We start from the raw sequence: 16,880 nt of genomic DNA on the forward strand, positions 1-16,880 counted from the left end.
ATGGAAAAATCTGACTTCAAGATTAAAACAGATAGAGGTTCATCAAATTTTGGTAATCATCTGAAACAAGAGGATAATCATAGAATCATCTTTTCTGCTCCTTTTGGTACTGGAAAAACAACTTTTCTTAAAGATTATTTTGTTAGGCATAAATCAGAATATCAGGTATTTCACCTTTTTCCTATTAATTACTCAGTTGCTTCGAATGAAGATATTTTTGAATTAATTAAGTATGATATCCTTTTTAATTTTTTAAGCCTAGGGTTAGAATTTGAAAAGGTCACTATTCCGAAGAGCATATCTTTTGGTTTTTTTCTTCAAAACAACCCTGAAAACATAATAATGCCATTTGTTAGGCAAATTCCTCTTATAGGTAAACAAGTAGCTAAAGTAGCAGGAGAGATAATTAAACTCTATAAGCAATTTGAATTAGATCATAAGAATAATCAAAGCGATCAGGAAAAAACTTTAATCAAATTCCTTGAAGAAATAAATCAAACAAAAGGATCTGCCAAAGAAGAAGATTTTTACACTCAATTAATTTGTCAACTTGCTTCTCAGGCAAAGGCTAAGGATGGTGTTAAAAAAACAATTCTAATTATTGATGATCTTGATAGAATTGATCCAGATCATATTTTTAGAATTTTGAATGTGTTTTCAGCTCATTTTGATCATAATTCAAATGAAAATAAATTTGACTTTGATAAAATAATTCTTGTTTGTGATATCAATAATATTAGAAAAATTTACTCGAATAGATATGGGCAGGATGTTGATTTTTCGGGATATATAGATAAGTTTTATTCAAAAGATATTTTTTCATTTGAATTACTTTATGAAATAGAGGAGAAATTACATGAGTTGTTTCGCTCTATTAAATTAAAGGCTACGAGAGAAATATATGATTTGTATGATCTAAAGAGTAATGAAGATGTGAGGTTTATAATGTATTTAATTTTTGCTTTAAATAAATCAGGTGGTTTACCAGTTAGAAAACTTCTAAAGTACTTAAATAAAGAAATTAGAGTAAATGATAATAGATCAGGTCCAAGAATTAATGGCAGGTATTTTTCTGTTTATGACTTTCGTTTGTTGATTGTACATCAAGCAATTAGGCAAATTGTGCCTGACTATGATTCTTTTCTGAATTCGCTAGATTCTATTTCTGAAAACATTCAAAACAATCCGTATTCAGATTATAGATCTGAATATTTGAAAATGTTAATTCCATTTCTTTCTTTCCCAAGTCATCATTGGAAATTGGAGCTGAATGAGTCTTTAACTGGAAGTTATGTGTATGACGATTATAAATTAGATTGGGATATTAAACCAATAGAAAATAATGCTTCGGGAAATACAACTATAAAATTTGATGTTACTTGTAAAACATTTAATAATGGGAATGAAATTTCTTTAGATAGTCTTCACTTATTTAAACTAACAAAGAAAACATTTGATATAGTTGAAAAATATGATTTGAACTGGATAAAGTAGAAGAAGCTCCAGCAAAATATTTTTATGAATAAATGAAAATCCGCGAATCCAAACTTGACCAAATGACCGAGCGCCAAAATATAGAATGGAAGCAAAGCTGGCATGACGATTACCTAAAATGGGTATGCGGTTTTGCCAATGCCATCGGTGGTGTCATCTATATTGGGAAGGATGATGATGGCCAGGTGGTTGGGCTTTCAGGTTATCAGAAGCTCCTAGAAGATATCCCCAATAAGATCCGTAACTCCATGGGGATCATCTGTGACATCAACCTATTGGAAGAGAATTCCCTGAAATACATAGAAATCAAAGTCAATCCCTATTCGGTACCGGTTTCCCTTAGAGGTAGGTATTATTATCGAAGTGGTACCACGAAGATGGAACTGACGGGAGTAGAACTGAATGAGTTCCTACTCAAAAAAGCTGGGAAGACTTGGGATGATGTAATTGAAGAAGGAGCTAGTATCGATGATATTGACGAGAGAAGCCTTGATGTATATATTTCAGATAGCAAGGATAAGGGGCGTTTACCTGATACTACAGGCCTAATAACTTTTCAGATTTTGGAAAAACTACGCCTTACTGAACATGGGAAACTGAAACGAGCTGCTTTAATTTTGTTTGGCAAGGATCCTGGTCGCTTCTTTCCCAATGTGCTAGTGAAAATCGGACGCTTTGGTAAAGACAGTACAGACTTGAGGTTTCATGAAGTAATCGAAGGTAATTTGATTCACCTACTTAATGAAGTTCAGGTTCAGCTGAATTATAAGTTTTTGACCCGCCCAGTGGAGTTTGTCGGGATGCATCGCCTGGAAAAGGATGAATATCCACTTCCTGCCCTGCGGGAGATGCTTCTCAACGCACTCGTGCATCGAACCTATATGGGAGCTCCGATCCAGATTCGTGTATATGATGATAAGTTATCCATATGGAATGAAGGTCTTCTTCCTCATGGATTGGACATACCTAGCCTTAAGGTGGAGCATAACTCCAGACCGAGAAATCCCAAAATCGCAGATGCCTGCTTTAAATCCGGCTATATTGATGCCTGGGGAAGAGGTACGTTGAAGATTATCGAGGCTTGTAAAGAAGCTGGACTTCCCGAACCTGAACTTATTGAAAAAGATGGAGGCGTGGAGGTGACTTTGTTTAAGCGTGAGGGTGGTACATTAGGTGGTACAATAGGTGGTACAATAGGTGGTACAATCGTCCAACTTACCGACAGACAATTAGAAGTTTTGGAGATGATAAATGTCAACAATAAAATCAGTATACGGGAGATTGCTAAAAAACTACATATCAATGTCTCTGCAACGCAAGCTCATTTAGATGCGCTTAAACAAAAAGGAATTCTATCAAGAGAAGGTGGAACGAGGGGAAGTTGGAAGATTGTAATCGGATACTAAATGAAATTCACTGAATCCCAACTTGAACAGGCCTTTATCTCTCTTTTAGAAGCGCAGGGTTATCCCCATGTGAAGGGTGAGGATATCCTAAGAGGGAAGGAAGAGGTGTTGATCAAAGCCGATTTGCAGGCTTTTCTTCAGAAGAAGTATGCAGATCAGAAGATTACTCCAGTGGAGATTTTTGGGATTATTCGGGAGTTAGAGAAGTTACCTGCTTCGGATCTCTACGAGACGAATAAGACGATTATGAATTGGGTGCGAGATGGCTTTCTGCTGAAGCGGGAAGACCATAAACAGAAAGATATTTTTATCTCCCTGATCGACTACGAGCATCTTGGGAACAATATTTTTAAGATCGTAAATCAGTTGGAGATTCAGGGATTTGAGAAGCGGATCCCAGATGGAATACTTTATGTAAATGGTTTGCCACTGGTGGTTTTTGAGTTTAAGTCATCCATACGGGAGGAAGCAAGTTTGCATTCTGCCTATGTGCAGTTGACCACCCGATATAAGCGTGATATCCCTGATCTATTTAAGTACAATGCCTTTTGCGTGATCGGGGATGGGGTGAATACCAAGGCGGGAAGCTTTTTTGCTCCGTTTGAGTTCTTCTATGCCTGGAGGAAGATTGCAGGTTTGGATCAGGAGATCGATCCCAAGACTGGCCTCTCCACCAAGGTGCATGGCATAGACTCCATGTACACGCTGATCCAGGGAATGCTGGACAAGCATAGACTTTGTGACATTATCCATAATTTCATTTACCTGCCAGATAGCTCCAAGAAGGATGAGAAGATTGTTTGCCGCTATCCACAGTACTATGCGGCAACCAAGCTTTTTGAGAATATCAAGCTGCATCAGCTTCCCCATGGAGATGGAAAGGGAGGAACTTACTTTGGTGCGACGGGTTGCGGGAAGAGTTTTACCATGCTGTATCTCACCCGCCTGCTGATGAAGAGCGTGGACTTTGCCAGTCCTACGATTGTGTTGATTACCGATCGCACCGATCTGGATGATCAGTTGAGCGGGCAGTTTACCAATGCCAAGGGTTTTATCGGTGATAATGTGATCAAGTCAGTGAGCAGTAGGGTAGAGCTGCGGGAAGAACTGAAGGGAAGAAACAGCGGGGGAGTGTTCCTGACCACGATTCATAAGTTTAATGAAGATACCGAATTGCTGACCGAGCGAAGCAATGTGATCTGTATTTCGGATGAGGCACACCGCAGCCAAACCAATCTGGATCAGAAGGTTCGGGTGACAGAAAAGGGCGTGAAGAAGAGTTTTGGCTTTGCGAAGCATCTCCATGATTCCCTGCCGAATGCCACCTATGTGGGCTTTACCGGTACGCCAATCGATGCGACGATGGATGTGTTTGGGGAGATTGTGGATACGTATACCATGACCGAGTCGGTGATGGATGAGATCACGGTGCGTATTGTTTATGAAGGGAGAGCAGCGAAGGTGTTGCTGGAAAATCAAAAGCTTCAGGATATAGAGAAGTACTATTCCATGGTGGCTGAGTCCGGTGCCAATGAATACCAGATCGATGAAAGCAAGCGACAGATCACCCAGATGCGGACTATTCTGGGCGATCCTGGAAGGATAGAAGCTATCGCAAAAGACTTTGTGAAGCACTACGAAACTCGGATAGAAGAGGGAAGTACCCTTTTGGGTAAAGCGATGTTTGTTTGTAGCACCCGGGAGATTGCTTATCAGCTCTATCAGGAAATCATTGGTTTGCGACCTGCTTGGGCGGAAGTATTGGCAGCAGAGCAAGGAGTGGAGCTAACTGAAAAAGACCGGAAAGAACTTAAGCCCATGGCTCGGGTGAATATGGTGATGACCCGGACCAAAGATGACGACAAGGATCTTTGGGATCTTTTGGGAACTCAGGATTACCGGAAGGAACTTGATCGTCAGTTTAAGAATGCCAAAAGTAATTTTAAGATTGCCATTGTGGTGGATATGTGGCTCACAGGTTTTGATGTGCCATTTTTGGATACCATGTACATCGATAAACCCCTACAGGAACATAGTCTGATCCAGACGATTTCCCGGGTAAACCGGAAATTTGAAGGAAAGTCAAAAGGCTTGGTGGTGGATTATATTGGCATCAAAAAACAGATGAATCTGGCACTGAAGCAGTATTCCACGATTGACAGCCAGAACTTTGAGGATATTGAGCAGTCCATCATTGTGGTCAAGGATCATGTGGATCTGCTGGATGCCGTCTTTCATTCCTTTGATTACAAGCAATACTTTACGGGTTCACCCCTAGAGCAGCTGAATACCCTGAACAAAGCAGCCGAGTATGTTCAGCTAACCCAGAAACTGGAGAAACGCTTTATGAATCTGGTCAAGAGGATGAAGGCTGCTTATGATATCTGCTCCGGTTCGGCGGCATTTACCAATGCTGAAAAGGACAAAATCCATTTCTTTATCGCAGTGCGATCCATTGTCTTCAAACTCACCAAGGGAGAAGCGCCGGATACAGATCAGATGAATGCCAAAGTGCGGGAAATGATTCAGGAAGCAATACAGAGCGAAGGAGTAGAAGAGATTTTTAAGTTGGGAGAAGACGACCAGAAAGAGGTGGATATTTTCGAGGCAGACTATCTGGCCAAGATCGATAAGATCAAGTTGCCACATACCAAGATCAAGTTGCTACAAAAGTTGTTGGCCAAAGCTATCGATGATTTCAAGCGGATCAATAAGGTAAAGGGAGTGGATTTCTCCAAAAAGATGCAGCATTTGGTAGAGAAGTATAATGAGCGAAAGGAAGCAGATGTCCTTCAGAGTGAAGTATTGGAAGACTTCACCAATGAGATTATTGACTTGTACTATGCCATGAAAAAGGAGAAGGAATCCTTTGCTGAACTGGGGATTGATTTCGAGGAAAAGGCTTTTTATGATATACTGAAGGAACTAGCCAGAAAGTATGATTTTGTCTATCCGGAAGATAAGTTGGTTCACCTGGCTCAGTTGGTCAAAGATGTGGTAGACGACAAAGCCAAGTACACCGACTGGAGCAAGCGGGATGATATCAAAGCAGAGCTGAAGGTGGATTTGATTATTCTATTGGCAGAAAACGATTATCCTCCTGTAGATCGGGATGAAGTGTATAAGGAGATCTTTGAGCAGGCAGAGAATTTTAAGAAGTATCAGAGATGATAGAAAGAGCAAATGCATTTAATACAGGAATTGCCAGTGAATACTTGGTTCTCCATAAATTATATCGACTAGGATTAGAGGCGTACATAAGTCAAGGAAATAAAAAATCAATTGATATCAGAGTAGTCCTTAACGATCAAAAAACTTTATCTATCGATGTTAAATCGGTTAGAGGATACTCATCATTAATAGTCAACAATGTAATAGCGCGAGACAATCACTTTATAGTGTTTGTTGTTTATAACAATAAGTTTGATGAGGTTGGAGTAATACCAGAAATATTTATTGTTCCAAGCCAAGATGTAGTAACACTATTGACAGACTTCAGTGGGCAAAAACGAATAATGAAGGGTAAAATTCTTGATTATAAGGATAAATGGGAAATTTTACGAGGGTGAGTTTGATCCTGAGAATCCAGATAGAGGACATTCTGGTATGTATAAGCTGTATGGAATTTTTGGGGTTGAGTTGGAAGATTTATAAGGAATTCAAGTGATGAAGCAGAGAAAAAATATTAACTTATTCTCGTACGCTTTTCGAATTAAGCTTTATTGGTTACCAAACACCGGGCTGGTTTAGACCAGCCCGGTGTTTGGTAACCAATAGGAACATCTTTATACCGACGCTTGCGTCGGTATAAAGATGTTCCTGAGGAAAAAGTTCCAAAAATGATTTTTATTTTTAGATGTAATGTTAAAATGTCCAGTTTTTTAATTAAAAAACTGGACATTTTTGTATTTTTGATGGTGAGTAAAACTTATGAAAATCACTGATTACATAGCAGATAGCATTGATAGACTCCCTAAGGGGTATGTGTTCACCTATGCTGATTTTATGGGTGAGGTGAAAGGCAAGGAGGCTGTCATCAAAGCATTGAATCGGATGGTATCTGCAGGTAGAATTAGCAAGTTATCGAAAGGGAAATACTTCAAACCAGAAAAAACAACCTTTGGAGAATTGCCTCCTCCTCAATATCAGATTGTCAAAGATTTGTTGGAGGAAGACGGAAAGGTCACCGGGTATCTGACAGGGTATAGTATTTATGCGAAACTTGGATTGTCCACCCAGATAGGGAACCTGATCCAGATCGGGAAAAATGAGGTGAGACCTGAATTCAAAAGAGGGAGATATAAAATTTCCTTCGTTCGTCAGCGAAATACCATTACAAAGGAGAACATTCCTCTTTTACAGATTTTGGATGCAATACGTTATATTAAGAAAATCCCCGATTCCACCATCTCTGAATCCTGTTTCAGATTTATTGAATTGATTTCGCAATTGAATGAATCGGAAGTGAAAACACTGGTTCGCCTGTCTCAAAAATATCCTCCCTCTTGCCGGGCGCTATTGGGGGCCATTTTGGAACAGCTCAAACGTATTGAATATTTGAATATGCTAAAGAAATCGCTCAACCCGATTACTCAATATCAGCTTCCTGGTGCAGGAAATGTTTTGTCTACTTCTCAAAATTGGAATATTATATGAATCTTCATGAAAACCCGTCATTATTCCGAGAGGCTGTTCGGTTTACCGCAGAACAAATGGGGATATTGGATATCTATGTGGAAAAAGACTACTGGGTGACTAAAGCACTTAGCCTTATTTTTTCTGACCCCATTGGAGCAGAGGTGGTTTTTAAAGGAGGTACGGCGCTTTCGAAATGCTATGGATTGATAGATCGGTTCTCTGAGGATATAGATTTGGTGGTGCTTTCTAGAAAAGGGGAGTCGGGCAGTAAGTTGAAGGGCAAATTGAAAGCTATTTATAATGTTGTGGAGAGGGTGATGCCTGAAGTTGAGATTGTGGGAGTAACCAATAAGTTGGGAATGATCAGAAAGACCGCCCATGAATATCCGATGATTTTTTCAGGAAAATTTGGGCAGGTCAGAGACAAAGTGATTTTGGAGTCTTCTACCCTAGGGCACTATGAGCCATTTCACGAGCAGACAATAAACTCCTTTATCTATGATATGATGAGGAGTACTAATCAAAATGAATTGATTACTCAGTATCGTCTAGAACCATTTACTGTTCAAGTACTGGATGTGAAAAGAACCGTGTGTGAAAAAATATTGAGTTTAGTCCGCTTTAGCCATTCTGAAAACCCCATAGCTGATCTGAAAATGAAGATTCGTCATCTTTATGATTTACATAGAATATTGGGTGAGGAAAATATCAGGGCTTTTATACTATCCTCGGACTTTGAAGTGATGATCAACAGGGTAGGACAGGACGATGTGGTAGGATATAGAAGTAACAATTCTTGGCTGAATCTTCACCCTAAAGAGGCTTTGATTTTTGCGGATCTTGACGCAGTCTGGAAAGAATTGGAGACTACTTATACAATGGACTTTAGAGGCTTGGTCTATGGGAGCTTTCCTTCCTCGGAGCAAGTCCTCTCGACACTGAAGTTTTTGGCAGAAAGAATGACAGGTATTGTCTGGGAGGTAAGGGTGGAGTTATGATGGATTCTGTACTAATTAAGGGATGTTTTTAAGCAGTGAAGAGGTTTTAGGAATCTTAGTTTAGTTGGCAGATTTTCTCTTTTTTCTATCGGCTTTCAGTTTCATCTTCTCAATACGCTCATTGGATTTTATTTCTTCAAGCTTGGTGTCATTATTCTTCCAGGTTTCATAGAATGGATATAGAAGTTTTATGAAAAGGAGAATGAGTGATAGGACTAACGGTGCTTCAACCCCTCCTATAAGGTAGCTTAAAATTCCTAAAATGATTCTCTTTTCCATTTCTCCTAAATTTGCCTGAAACATAAATCAAATTGCTGAGTAAGGATAGGACACATTGTTTTCAAGTCAGAGGACATTGAAAAACATTGATTCTAGCTAATCAGGACTGTTTTTGATTATGTTTCAAAGAACGGATTTCTGTTGGTTCCAGAAAGGACAAAATCGAGGGATAGGAATTTTGAGCAAAATCCTATTTTTTGAATCAGGTTCAAAAGGTGCTTCTTGATTCAAATTTGGACCTAGGAAATCCGAAGAATCAGGGGAAGAGAAGACCAAGTGGATTTGGGAAACGCCTTGTTTTAAACCGATCCTAAGTATTTCATCGGTATCTGACAATTTGCGTCAAATTTGAATTTACGACTAGATATTCCTGGTTGTAAGGGGTAGATTTAGAGTATATAACTTTAAAAAAACTACCATGTCCACCAGAAACGGAATCAAACCAGGTCCAAAAAGAATTGCCAAAACTACTGGTCAGCCTGATAGGCGACAAAGGGATAACAAAAATATCCCAGGAAATACGCCATCATTGAAGCCTCATAAGCATAAGCCTGGGAAATAGTGGATTACAGAAAATATTACAAAGGGGAATTTTGGCCAAAAGACCAAAAGGAAAAGAAGCTCTTTGGATTGTTAAAATTTGTGGACGGCGTAGCGTACATTGACTTGTATGGCTCATTTATTTCCGAAAGCAAGAAGTCCGTTGAGATTGGTTTTGTATATGGGCTTTTGGAGAATAATCAGTTTTGTATTTTTCATAATTGTACTCATCCACGACAGAACCTTTTTCGAAGTTCAAATTTTTTAAATTTTGATTTTTTTATTCATGCACCGAAGCACCTGTTCAAGCCATCAAAGGGTGATAACCTAGAATTTACTACGGTGAAATTTCGATTTGATTTCCTTAGTGATTGGACTGGGATCAACGTATATGAGGTGTTCATTGATGATGAAGGAAATTCTGGAATAAATATTATTCATCCAGATCTAAAGGATTTTATCCTTTTCAATGATAAGGATTTCTTACTTCGAATAGCTCATCAATATTCCTATCCTTTGAGTAATTCATTTTCTAAATATGAGTTGTCGCAGGAGTCTTGGTTGATAGCAGAAATTAATGGTGAGTTAGACTTTAATGGGGTTTTTTCTTTCCTAGAAAATATTGAGGAAATTTTTACTCTATTAAATGGAAAGGAAATTCAATTGACAACACCATTTGTACTGTTTACTAAGTTAGGCAGTGAATTTATTTGTTTTAAAAACAGGATAAAGGCCAGGTTTGAGCCAATTGTATTAAGTGAATCAAATAGAATAATTCATGTTCCAATTTTTAATTTAAATCAAATCCAAGATCTTGTATTGGTTAGAGCTTTTTTTGAAAGCTGGCCAACCGTTAGGTTTAAGTATAAGGATTCAATAAAATCGATAGTTAATTGTTTTAAGCATCGAAATTTAAATCCGGAAAGCACTTTTTTGAACTTGGCTTTCGCTCTTGAAAAAATCATAGAAGTTGATAAAGGAAAAATTGGTGATATAAATGAAATGTCACCTGATGAGCAAAAGCATCTTTCTATTCTTGTTGAGAAAAGTGTGCCCCAAAATACATTGAATTTTATTTCTGCTCGCTTGAAGAAAAAATCTGGAAAAAGGCTTAAGGAGAAGGTTGCTCAATATTTTCTTCAATTGAATTGTCCTTTGGATCAATTAATAGGAAAGGATCAAGAATTGTTTGTGAACAAGTTGGTTGATAGTCGAAACCATTTGGCCCATTTATGTGATTCGTGTAAGGATCAAATGCGGGGAGAAGAATATCCTATTTTCAACAAAAAATTATTGAAAGTCTTGTACTTAATCATTTTTTTGAAAATGGGGCTTCCAAAAGAAGGCATTATTAAGAACTTAAGGACAAATCCAAATATTGCTCTTGAGTTTTAAGCATATTAGTCTTTATTTTCTTAAATACCTGATCTTGTCAACTCTTCAAATTCGAAACCAACAAAGTCCTCACATCGACCTTTAAATAATCAGCGATTTTAAAAAGTGTCTCGATAGAAGGTTGGGCATCATTTGTAGCCCACCTGGAGACTGTAGAATTTGCTATTCCTAGATGTTCTGCTAACTCTTTATTCTTTTCACCTTTTTCTGCTAAGACTGCTTTGAGTCTATTATAGATTGTTTTTGCCATTAGAAAACTGCCAAGTTTCCCAAATATATACATTACAAAAATGATCATAGGAGCATTTAAATAGTGTTTTAAATAAAATAAATTATTTTTTAACTAAAAAAAATAGCGTTTTAGATCAATTATTTTTAATATTAGGAAGTGATTGAATAGGATTAATTCAAATGCATTTGCACTTTATAGTCTCGTCTAAGAAAACTGCCAACTTTCAAAATAGACAGTAGAAGTGAAGTGAAAATGCTCACGCTACGGCGTGAGCTCACTTTTGCTGGATTTTGTTGAAGCCTTTTCTTTTGCGGATGATTGAGATATTTCCTTTATGGTATGTCTCAAAATGACTTAGTAATAACCCAAGTATCATGGAACAGATCGTGATTTTTTCTGGATTAAGTTGCTTCCCGGGAGTCGTATTCTGGAAGAAAGATCTGTCTGCGCTTTATTGCGTTGGGTCACTTTGCTTTACCTATTATAACCTACCAGAGGAACTCGGCATCACCGCGGTAGATCGCTTGTATCCTCTAAAACCCAAGAATCCGATCTGAGGATTCATTTTTAAGACCGTGAAAGGGGAGGTGCACATACCTGAGCAGATCGGTTACCACACACTCAAGTCAGCAAGCTCAGAATAGCTGGTAGAGCTGACATCTTTCTTAGTATTTATTTATTGCTGGTTGGTCGGATAGACTGAGGTGGGATTACTCTATGTCTGGTTTGGAGTAGCTAGTAGCAGGTATCAAGTAGCAAGAGGGGAGAGGTAAGAGTCTAGAGACAAGAAGCTAGAGCCAAGAATCAAGAGGTTAGAGATTTCTCCTCCTCGTTCCTCGTCGTCGAAATGACCCGAAATGCGACTGAGATTGCTTCTCCCGATTCTCGGGATCGCAATGACGGTAACATTGACGACTGCTAACTGCGACTGCCTACTGACCACTTTCTTAGGTCTCCCGTCTTCGGTCTTCCAGCATTAAACAAACATCAAAAGCATGAAAAAATTAATACAATTATGCTTCCTGGCATCGCTATGCCTATACGGAAGCACACTAAAAGCACAAAGTAAAGTTGCGGATTCACCCCCAGACAAGGATTTGGTTTATCAGTCTGGATTCCCAGGGCAGGAGAGCTTTCGCTCTTCTGCCTCTTTGGGGGAGGCTACCCCGGTGGTGGTCTATGTGGAAACCAAGAGAATCGAGTCTGTTGATTCCATGCTATTCCAGCTCTGGGATCCCTACCTCAATGAGAATGATCTACCGCTACCTGAGGTAGCCCAACTTAACCTTAGCCAAGGCACCATGTACGATGGTTCCAGGGCTACGATGCGGGGACAATGGGAATCCAAACCCATCAGTGGCTATGGCAGACTCAGTCTCAGGTTCAATAAGTTTACCTATTTGGATAGATTCCTGGTCGAGCCGGGTGACAGCGTTCGTATCAGATTGGATTTTGTTAATGCCCGTATGCTTTTCTCCGGTCCTGCTGCGAAGAAATTTAGGGTTCAATACGAACTCGCCAATGCCTATGAAAATTACCGCTACGATCAGAATCCTACCATGTTTACAGGGGATTCAGATTACTGGGGCTATAGCACGGAAGATTCCCTTTCTATTCTCAATATAAAAAATCAGCAGTCTTCCATTCGTAGGAAAATGGAGTTTGTCAGTCCCGGGCCGGTTGGCTTAAGCCATTTGGAAAATATATTCTCCATGGACATCAGTTCCCATCCGGGATTTGATATCCTGGATTTCTATCAGGGAAAAGTAGGGGAAGATTTCCTTGAAATCCTCCGGGCTGACCTGATAGGCAGACTGCATTTTGACCAGGTTTTCAAATTCAGCACCTATTACATGGAAGACAGTTCCCATCGGGAATTCTTTCAGGAAAAGATCCTGGGCAAAAATATTCCTATACCTGCAGCAGCAAAGTACTCTGCTTATTTTCCTGAGTATATCTACCAGAAACTTGCCATTGAGTCGGCACTGTCCAAAGAGCCCTTCCGGCATCTTTTGGGTCACCTGCCCCAGGAAGTCCTTGACCAGGTCTATGCCATCTACATCATTAAAAATTACCGTCTATTTAAGAATAGCAACCGACAATTTGAACTGGCATTGGATCAGATTCAAACGCCTTGGGTTAAGGAAGAGATCAACAGGCTTTATTCGGCCCAAGGCATAGGTCAGACGATTTCTGAGATCCCGCTGGTTGATCGACAAGGCAATGAAATCTCGCTCAACTCACTTCAGGGTAAAACGCTACTTATTAGCTTCTGGCTTCCCGGTTGTCAGTTTTCCTCCAATGCATATCAATCGCTCATTAAGCCAACCGAACAGTACTTTACCGAAGATGAAGACATTGAATTTGTGTACATATCTCACGATAGACTTCCGGAAAGATGGAACAACAACATTGAATCAGGCAACTATTCCACTGAAGAAAGTCTTAACCTAAATGCCCCTGGGCCTCCTCATCCTTTTATGGAGTATTACAACATCCGCTACTTCCCAACCTTCATGGTGGTGGACAAGGATGGAACTGTCCAAAATATCGGGAATATCCCCGATTCAAGTGAGGAGCTAATCCACTACCTGGAGTCCATCAATGCAGAATCAAAACCCAACCAATCCAAATAAACAGGATGCAGCGCAGTCTGCCCTTGGTGGGCTGCGTTGGATTTTAAAAGCTAAAATATGATGAAAACAACATACCTCACCATTCTATTGACCTTTTTGCTGGGAGCCGTCTGGGCTCAGCAAAACCAGGTTGACATTGTCGCCCAAGTGTTCTCTTTAGAAGGGAATACCCCGCTTGCCGGAGCAGTAATCAAAGAGAAAGAAGGGACAAAGACTGCCATTTCAGATCAAAATGGCCGCTTTGAATTGTCTGGACTAGTTCCCAATTCCGTGCTGGTCGTGTCTTTTATAGGTTTTGAAACAGTGGAGTTGACAGCATCCGAACTCCAGGCAATGGAAGACGGGATACTGTATCTCCAAAACGCTATAACCGACATGGATCAGGTCACTGTCTTGTCCACCGGGTATCAACAGATCCCCAAGGAGCGGGCAACAGGTTCCTATGTTTCTGTGGATAAGGAGCTGATTAACCGGAAAGTCAGCACCAATCTACTTGACAGATTAGAGGATGTTACTCCCAGTCTCATTTTCAATAGGGGAAATAGATCCAGTAATGATGCGATAAGTATCCGGGGAAGAAGCACCCTGTTCGCTGAGACTCAACCCCTCATCGTCATAGACAATTTTCCTTACGATGGACCCCTGGAAAACATCAATCCCAACGATGTGGAAAGCATCACTGTGCTCCGTGATGCGGCTTCAGCCTCTATTTGGGGAGCTAGGTCCGGCAACGGTGTCATTGTGATCAAAACAAAGTCAGGGGCCTTCAACAGTCCTATGAATATTAGCCTCAATGCCAATATCAACATAACAGAGAAGCCAGACCTTTTTGCAAGACCGCAGATGGCTATTGGTGATTTTATTGCTGTTGAGCAACAACTCTTTGACAATGGCTCATACAACAGCAGAATTAACCAGTCAGCACGACCGCCTCTATCTCCGGGAGTAGAGGCTATGTTGGCATTTAGGGAAGGCCAGATTACCGAACAGGAGAAAAACAATTTCCTGGCAGCTTACAATACATATGACAGTAGGGAACAGCTATTAAGCCATTTCTATAGACCCTCCCAAAATCAACAGTATAGTCTCAATATCAATGGGGGATCAGCAAAACATCGCTACAATATTTCTTTGGGTACCGATTTCAACCTGCACGAAATCCCGGGAAACCAAGACCGAAGGTTTACCCTGAATTCCCAAAATGACTGGAAACTTCTAAAGGATAAATTGGAAATAGGAAGTTCCGTTTCGCTGGTACAATCCAGCCGCCAAATTGGCAATACCCTACCGGACATGGGGCCTTATGAAAGACTCGTCGATGAATCGGGAAATCCTTTGCCGGTAATCCGGGATTTCAATACGCGTTATGTTTCTGCTCTTCCGGAACAAGGCTTCTTGGACGGCAGCTTTGTTCCCCTCAATGAAATCGGGTTAATCTCGGATAGGGGAGACCAACTTGACCTTCGGTTGAATACTACGTTGGCATACCGGATTACCCCTTGGATCAAGGCGAGTTTACTGCATCAATATTGGAACAATACAGGAGAAACCCGGCTGGTGAAACCAAGTGATAGTTATGATGTGCGTTGGTTGATCAATCGATTCACACAATTTGATGATGCGGGATCCCCATCTTACCCAGTGCCCTTAGGAGGAACTTTAAATCAACGGTTAACAAAGTCAACCGGAAATTATTTAAGAGGGCAATTAACCTTCAATCCAAGTTGGAATGGAGTGCACGAACTCAATGGTATCGTAGGCGGTGAAATGAAGGATGTTTCAACCCTGTCCACCGGGTCTCTTTTTTATGGTTACGATGATGATTTTGGGTTAAGCCTACCGGTTGATTACCAAACCAGATTTCAGATTAATCCCAATTCCTCCTCAACCATTCCAAGAGGGGACAGCCATTCTGGTGCCATTGACCGGTTTATTTCCTTATTCGCCAATGCCTCTTATAGTTATCAAAAAAAGTATATCGTATCGGCAAGTGCCAGAAGGGATGCCTCAAACCTCTTTGGAGTAAATACCAATATGAGGGCTGTGCCGCTCTGGTCAGCAGGTTTGGGATGGGTGCTATCGGAAGAGAATTTCTTTCAATCAGGGTTCCTTCCTTACCTGAAGCTTAGGTCTACTTTCGGATACAATGGAAACGTGGACAGGTCCACCTCGGCATTTACTACGGCTAATTATTTCATCACCGCCTCTTTTTCCCAAAACCCGGGTGAACGGGCAGCGGTTATCCAGAATCCACCCAACCCTGACCTGAGATGGGAGCGCGTGAAGATGTGGAATACAGCGCTGGATTTTAGCCTCAAAAATGATCTAGTGGATGGGTCTATCGAATTCTACATCAAAGATGGGATTGATCTCATTGGTGATATCCCGGTGGCGCCTTCCTTGGGTGAGAGTATCTTCAGAGGGAATTTTGCCAGTACCCGAACCAAAGGCTTTGACATTGCCCTTAATGCACGGCCCCTTCAAACAGTAATCCAATGGGATGTCAATTTCTTTATTAGCCACCTCAAGGAAGAAGTAACTGACTATGAAATCCAACCCCAAGTCGATCAAATGGTCTCGGGTCTATTTACTGTTCCGGTCACTGGCAATCCGCTTTTTGGATTATACAGCTTTCCATGGGGGGGGCTGGATCCCGATACCGGGCAACCCAGAGGAATTCTTGACGACGAACCCAGTACAGATTATCGTGGAATCAGAAGGGGAACTAGTCCCGAAGACTTAATTTTTCATGGGTCTACAAGACCAACTTCTTTTGGTGCCCTTCGGAATACGCTTTCCTACAAAGGCATTAGCCTTTCGGTGAATGTTTCCTATCGATTGGGGTACTACTTCCGACGAAACTCGGTTGACTATTCCGCTTTGCTCAGCGGTAGAATCACACATGCTGACTTCAATAATAAATGGGAGAATGCTGGTGATGAAGTATCCACTTCCATTCCCGGTTTACCGGCAGACCTGAGAGTCAATGCCAACAGACAATTCATTTATAACAACGCCGAAGTCTTAGCCGAAAGAGGTGATCATATCCGCCTTCAGGATATCCGTCTGGCTTATAGACTTGATAGAGGTACACACCCATGGTTACCTTTTTCCAACGCTGAACTTTACAGTTATGTCAATAACCTTGGGATAATCTGGAAGAAAACCGAACACGATATCGACCCGGACTTTCAGAATATTCCCCCTTCCAGGAGTATCGCTTTTGGACTTAGAGTCAATTTTTAATTACTGATATGAAGAT

The 16,880-nt window shown here is 40.5% G+C and carries 12 protein-coding genes; 10 read left to right on the forward strand and 2 right to left on the reverse strand.

What is annotated here, in order from left to right:
* From ACPUEN_RS00695 to ACPUEN_RS00720, 6 genes are all read left to right on the forward strand, one after another.
* Entirely contained in the window at positions 1-1,494 is a 1,494-nt protein-coding gene (locus tag ACPUEN_RS00695) for a P-loop NTPase fold protein (protein ID WP_425637920.1), read from the forward strand.
* 32 nt (positions 1,495-1,526) lie between these two features.
* Positions 1,527-2,900 carry an ATP-binding protein gene (locus ACPUEN_RS00700; protein ID WP_425637921.1) on the forward strand — a complete coding sequence of 458 codons (1,374 nt, stop codon included), beginning with the start codon at positions 1,527-1,529 and terminating at the stop codon, positions 2,898-2,900.
* Positions 2,901-6,071, forward strand: coding sequence for a type I restriction endonuclease subunit R (locus tag ACPUEN_RS00705; protein ID WP_425637922.1), 3,171 nt, complete (start codon positions 2,901-2,903; stop codon positions 6,069-6,071).
* Entirely contained in the window at positions 6,068-6,469 is a 402-nt protein-coding gene (locus ACPUEN_RS00710; protein ID WP_425637923.1) for a hypothetical protein, read from the forward strand. Before ACPUEN_RS00705 ends, ACPUEN_RS00710 begins: the two co-directional genes overlap by 4 nt.
* Positions 6,470-6,830: 361 nt before the next feature.
* The gene (locus ACPUEN_RS00715; RefSeq protein ID WP_425637924.1) at positions 6,831-7,556 is read left to right on the forward strand and encodes a DUF6088 family protein; all 726 of its coding nucleotides are present in this window, start codon (positions 6,831-6,833) and stop codon (positions 7,554-7,556) included.
* Positions 7,553-8,536: a nucleotidyl transferase AbiEii/AbiGii toxin family protein gene (locus tag ACPUEN_RS00720; RefSeq protein ID WP_425637925.1), complete on the forward strand. Its 984-nt coding sequence runs from the start codon at positions 7,553-7,555 to the stop codon at positions 8,534-8,536. Before ACPUEN_RS00715 ends, ACPUEN_RS00720 begins: the two co-directional genes overlap by 4 nt.
* A gap of 60 nt (positions 8,537-8,596) precedes the next feature.
* Here the strand turns inward: ACPUEN_RS00720 and ACPUEN_RS00725 are convergent, their stop codons facing one another.
* Positions 8,597-8,815 carry a hypothetical protein gene (locus ACPUEN_RS00725; RefSeq protein WP_425637926.1) on the reverse strand — a complete coding sequence of 73 codons (219 nt, stop codon included), beginning with the start codon at positions 8,813-8,815 and terminating at the stop codon, positions 8,597-8,599.
* A gap of 561 nt (positions 8,816-9,376) precedes the next feature.
* On the opposite strand from ACPUEN_RS00725, the gene ACPUEN_RS00730 reads away from it, so the two are divergent.
* On the forward strand, positions 9,377-10,750 hold the full coding sequence (locus tag ACPUEN_RS00730) for a HEPN domain-containing protein (protein ID WP_425637927.1): 1,374 nt from the start codon (positions 9,377-9,379) through the stop codon (positions 10,748-10,750).
* A 37-nt stretch (positions 10,751-10,787) separates the two neighbouring features.
* Here ACPUEN_RS00730 and ACPUEN_RS00735 read toward each other — a convergent pair whose 3' ends face one another.
* On the reverse strand, positions 10,788-11,000 hold the full coding sequence (locus tag ACPUEN_RS00735; RefSeq protein WP_425637928.1) for a helix-turn-helix transcriptional regulator: 213 nt from the start codon (positions 10,998-11,000) through the stop codon (positions 10,788-10,790).
* A 356-nt stretch (positions 11,001-11,356) separates the two neighbouring features.
* On the opposite strand from ACPUEN_RS00735, the gene ACPUEN_RS00740 reads away from it, so the two are divergent.
* From ACPUEN_RS00740 to ACPUEN_RS00750, 3 genes are all read left to right on the forward strand, one after another.
* Entirely contained in the window at positions 11,357-11,539 is a 183-nt protein-coding gene (locus ACPUEN_RS00740) for a hypothetical protein (protein WP_425637929.1), read from the forward strand.
* 438 nt (positions 11,540-11,977) lie between these two features.
* Positions 11,978-13,618 (forward strand): TlpA family protein disulfide reductase, encoded by a 1,641-nt coding sequence (locus tag ACPUEN_RS00745; RefSeq protein WP_425637930.1) that lies wholly within the window; start codon positions 11,978-11,980, stop codon positions 13,616-13,618.
* 57 nt (positions 13,619-13,675) lie between these two features.
* Positions 13,676-16,864 carry a SusC/RagA family TonB-linked outer membrane protein gene (locus tag ACPUEN_RS00750; RefSeq protein WP_425637931.1) on the forward strand — a complete coding sequence of 1,063 codons (3,189 nt, stop codon included), beginning with the start codon at positions 13,676-13,678 and terminating at the stop codon, positions 16,862-16,864.
* Positions 16,865-16,880 lie beyond the last annotated feature (16 nt).

Source organism: Algoriphagus yeomjeoni (genome assembly GCF_049821175.1).
In the GTDB taxonomy this organism is placed as follows: domain Bacteria; phylum Bacteroidota; class Bacteroidia; order Cytophagales; family Cyclobacteriaceae; genus Algoriphagus; species Algoriphagus yeomjeoni_A.

Coding starts and splice junctions, on each gene's coding strand:
- ACPUEN_RS00695 (WP_425637920.1), top strand. CDS start 1: ATGGAAAAATCTGACTTCAAGATTAAAACAGATAGAGGTTCATCAAAT.
- ACPUEN_RS00700 (WP_425637921.1), top strand. CDS start 1,527: ATGAAAATCCGCGAATCCAAACTTGACCAAATGACCGAGCGCCAAAAT.
- ACPUEN_RS00705 (WP_425637922.1), top strand. CDS start 2,901: ATGAAATTCACTGAATCCCAACTTGAACAGGCCTTTATCTCTCTTTTA.
- ACPUEN_RS00710 (WP_425637923.1), top strand. CDS start 6,068: ATGATAGAAAGAGCAAATGCATTTAATACAGGAATTGCCAGTGAATAC.
- ACPUEN_RS00715 (WP_425637924.1), top strand. CDS start 6,831: ATGAAAATCACTGATTACATAGCAGATAGCATTGATAGACTCCCTAAG.
- ACPUEN_RS00720 (WP_425637925.1), top strand. CDS start 7,553: ATGAATCTTCATGAAAACCCGTCATTATTCCGAGAGGCTGTTCGGTTT.
- ACPUEN_RS00725 (WP_425637926.1), bottom strand. CDS start 8,815: ATGGAAAAGAGAATCATTTTAGGAATTTTAAGCTACCTTATAGGAGGG.
- ACPUEN_RS00735 (WP_425637928.1), bottom strand. CDS start 11,000: ATGGCAAAAACAATCTATAATAGACTCAAAGCAGTCTTAGCAGAAAAA.
- ACPUEN_RS00740 (WP_425637929.1), top strand. CDS start 11,357: ATGGAACAGATCGTGATTTTTTCTGGATTAAGTTGCTTCCCGGGAGTC.
- ACPUEN_RS00745 (WP_425637930.1), top strand. CDS start 11,978: ATGAAAAAATTAATACAATTATGCTTCCTGGCATCGCTATGCCTATAC.
- ACPUEN_RS00750 (WP_425637931.1), top strand. CDS start 13,676: ATGATGAAAACAACATACCTCACCATTCTATTGACCTTTTTGCTGGGA.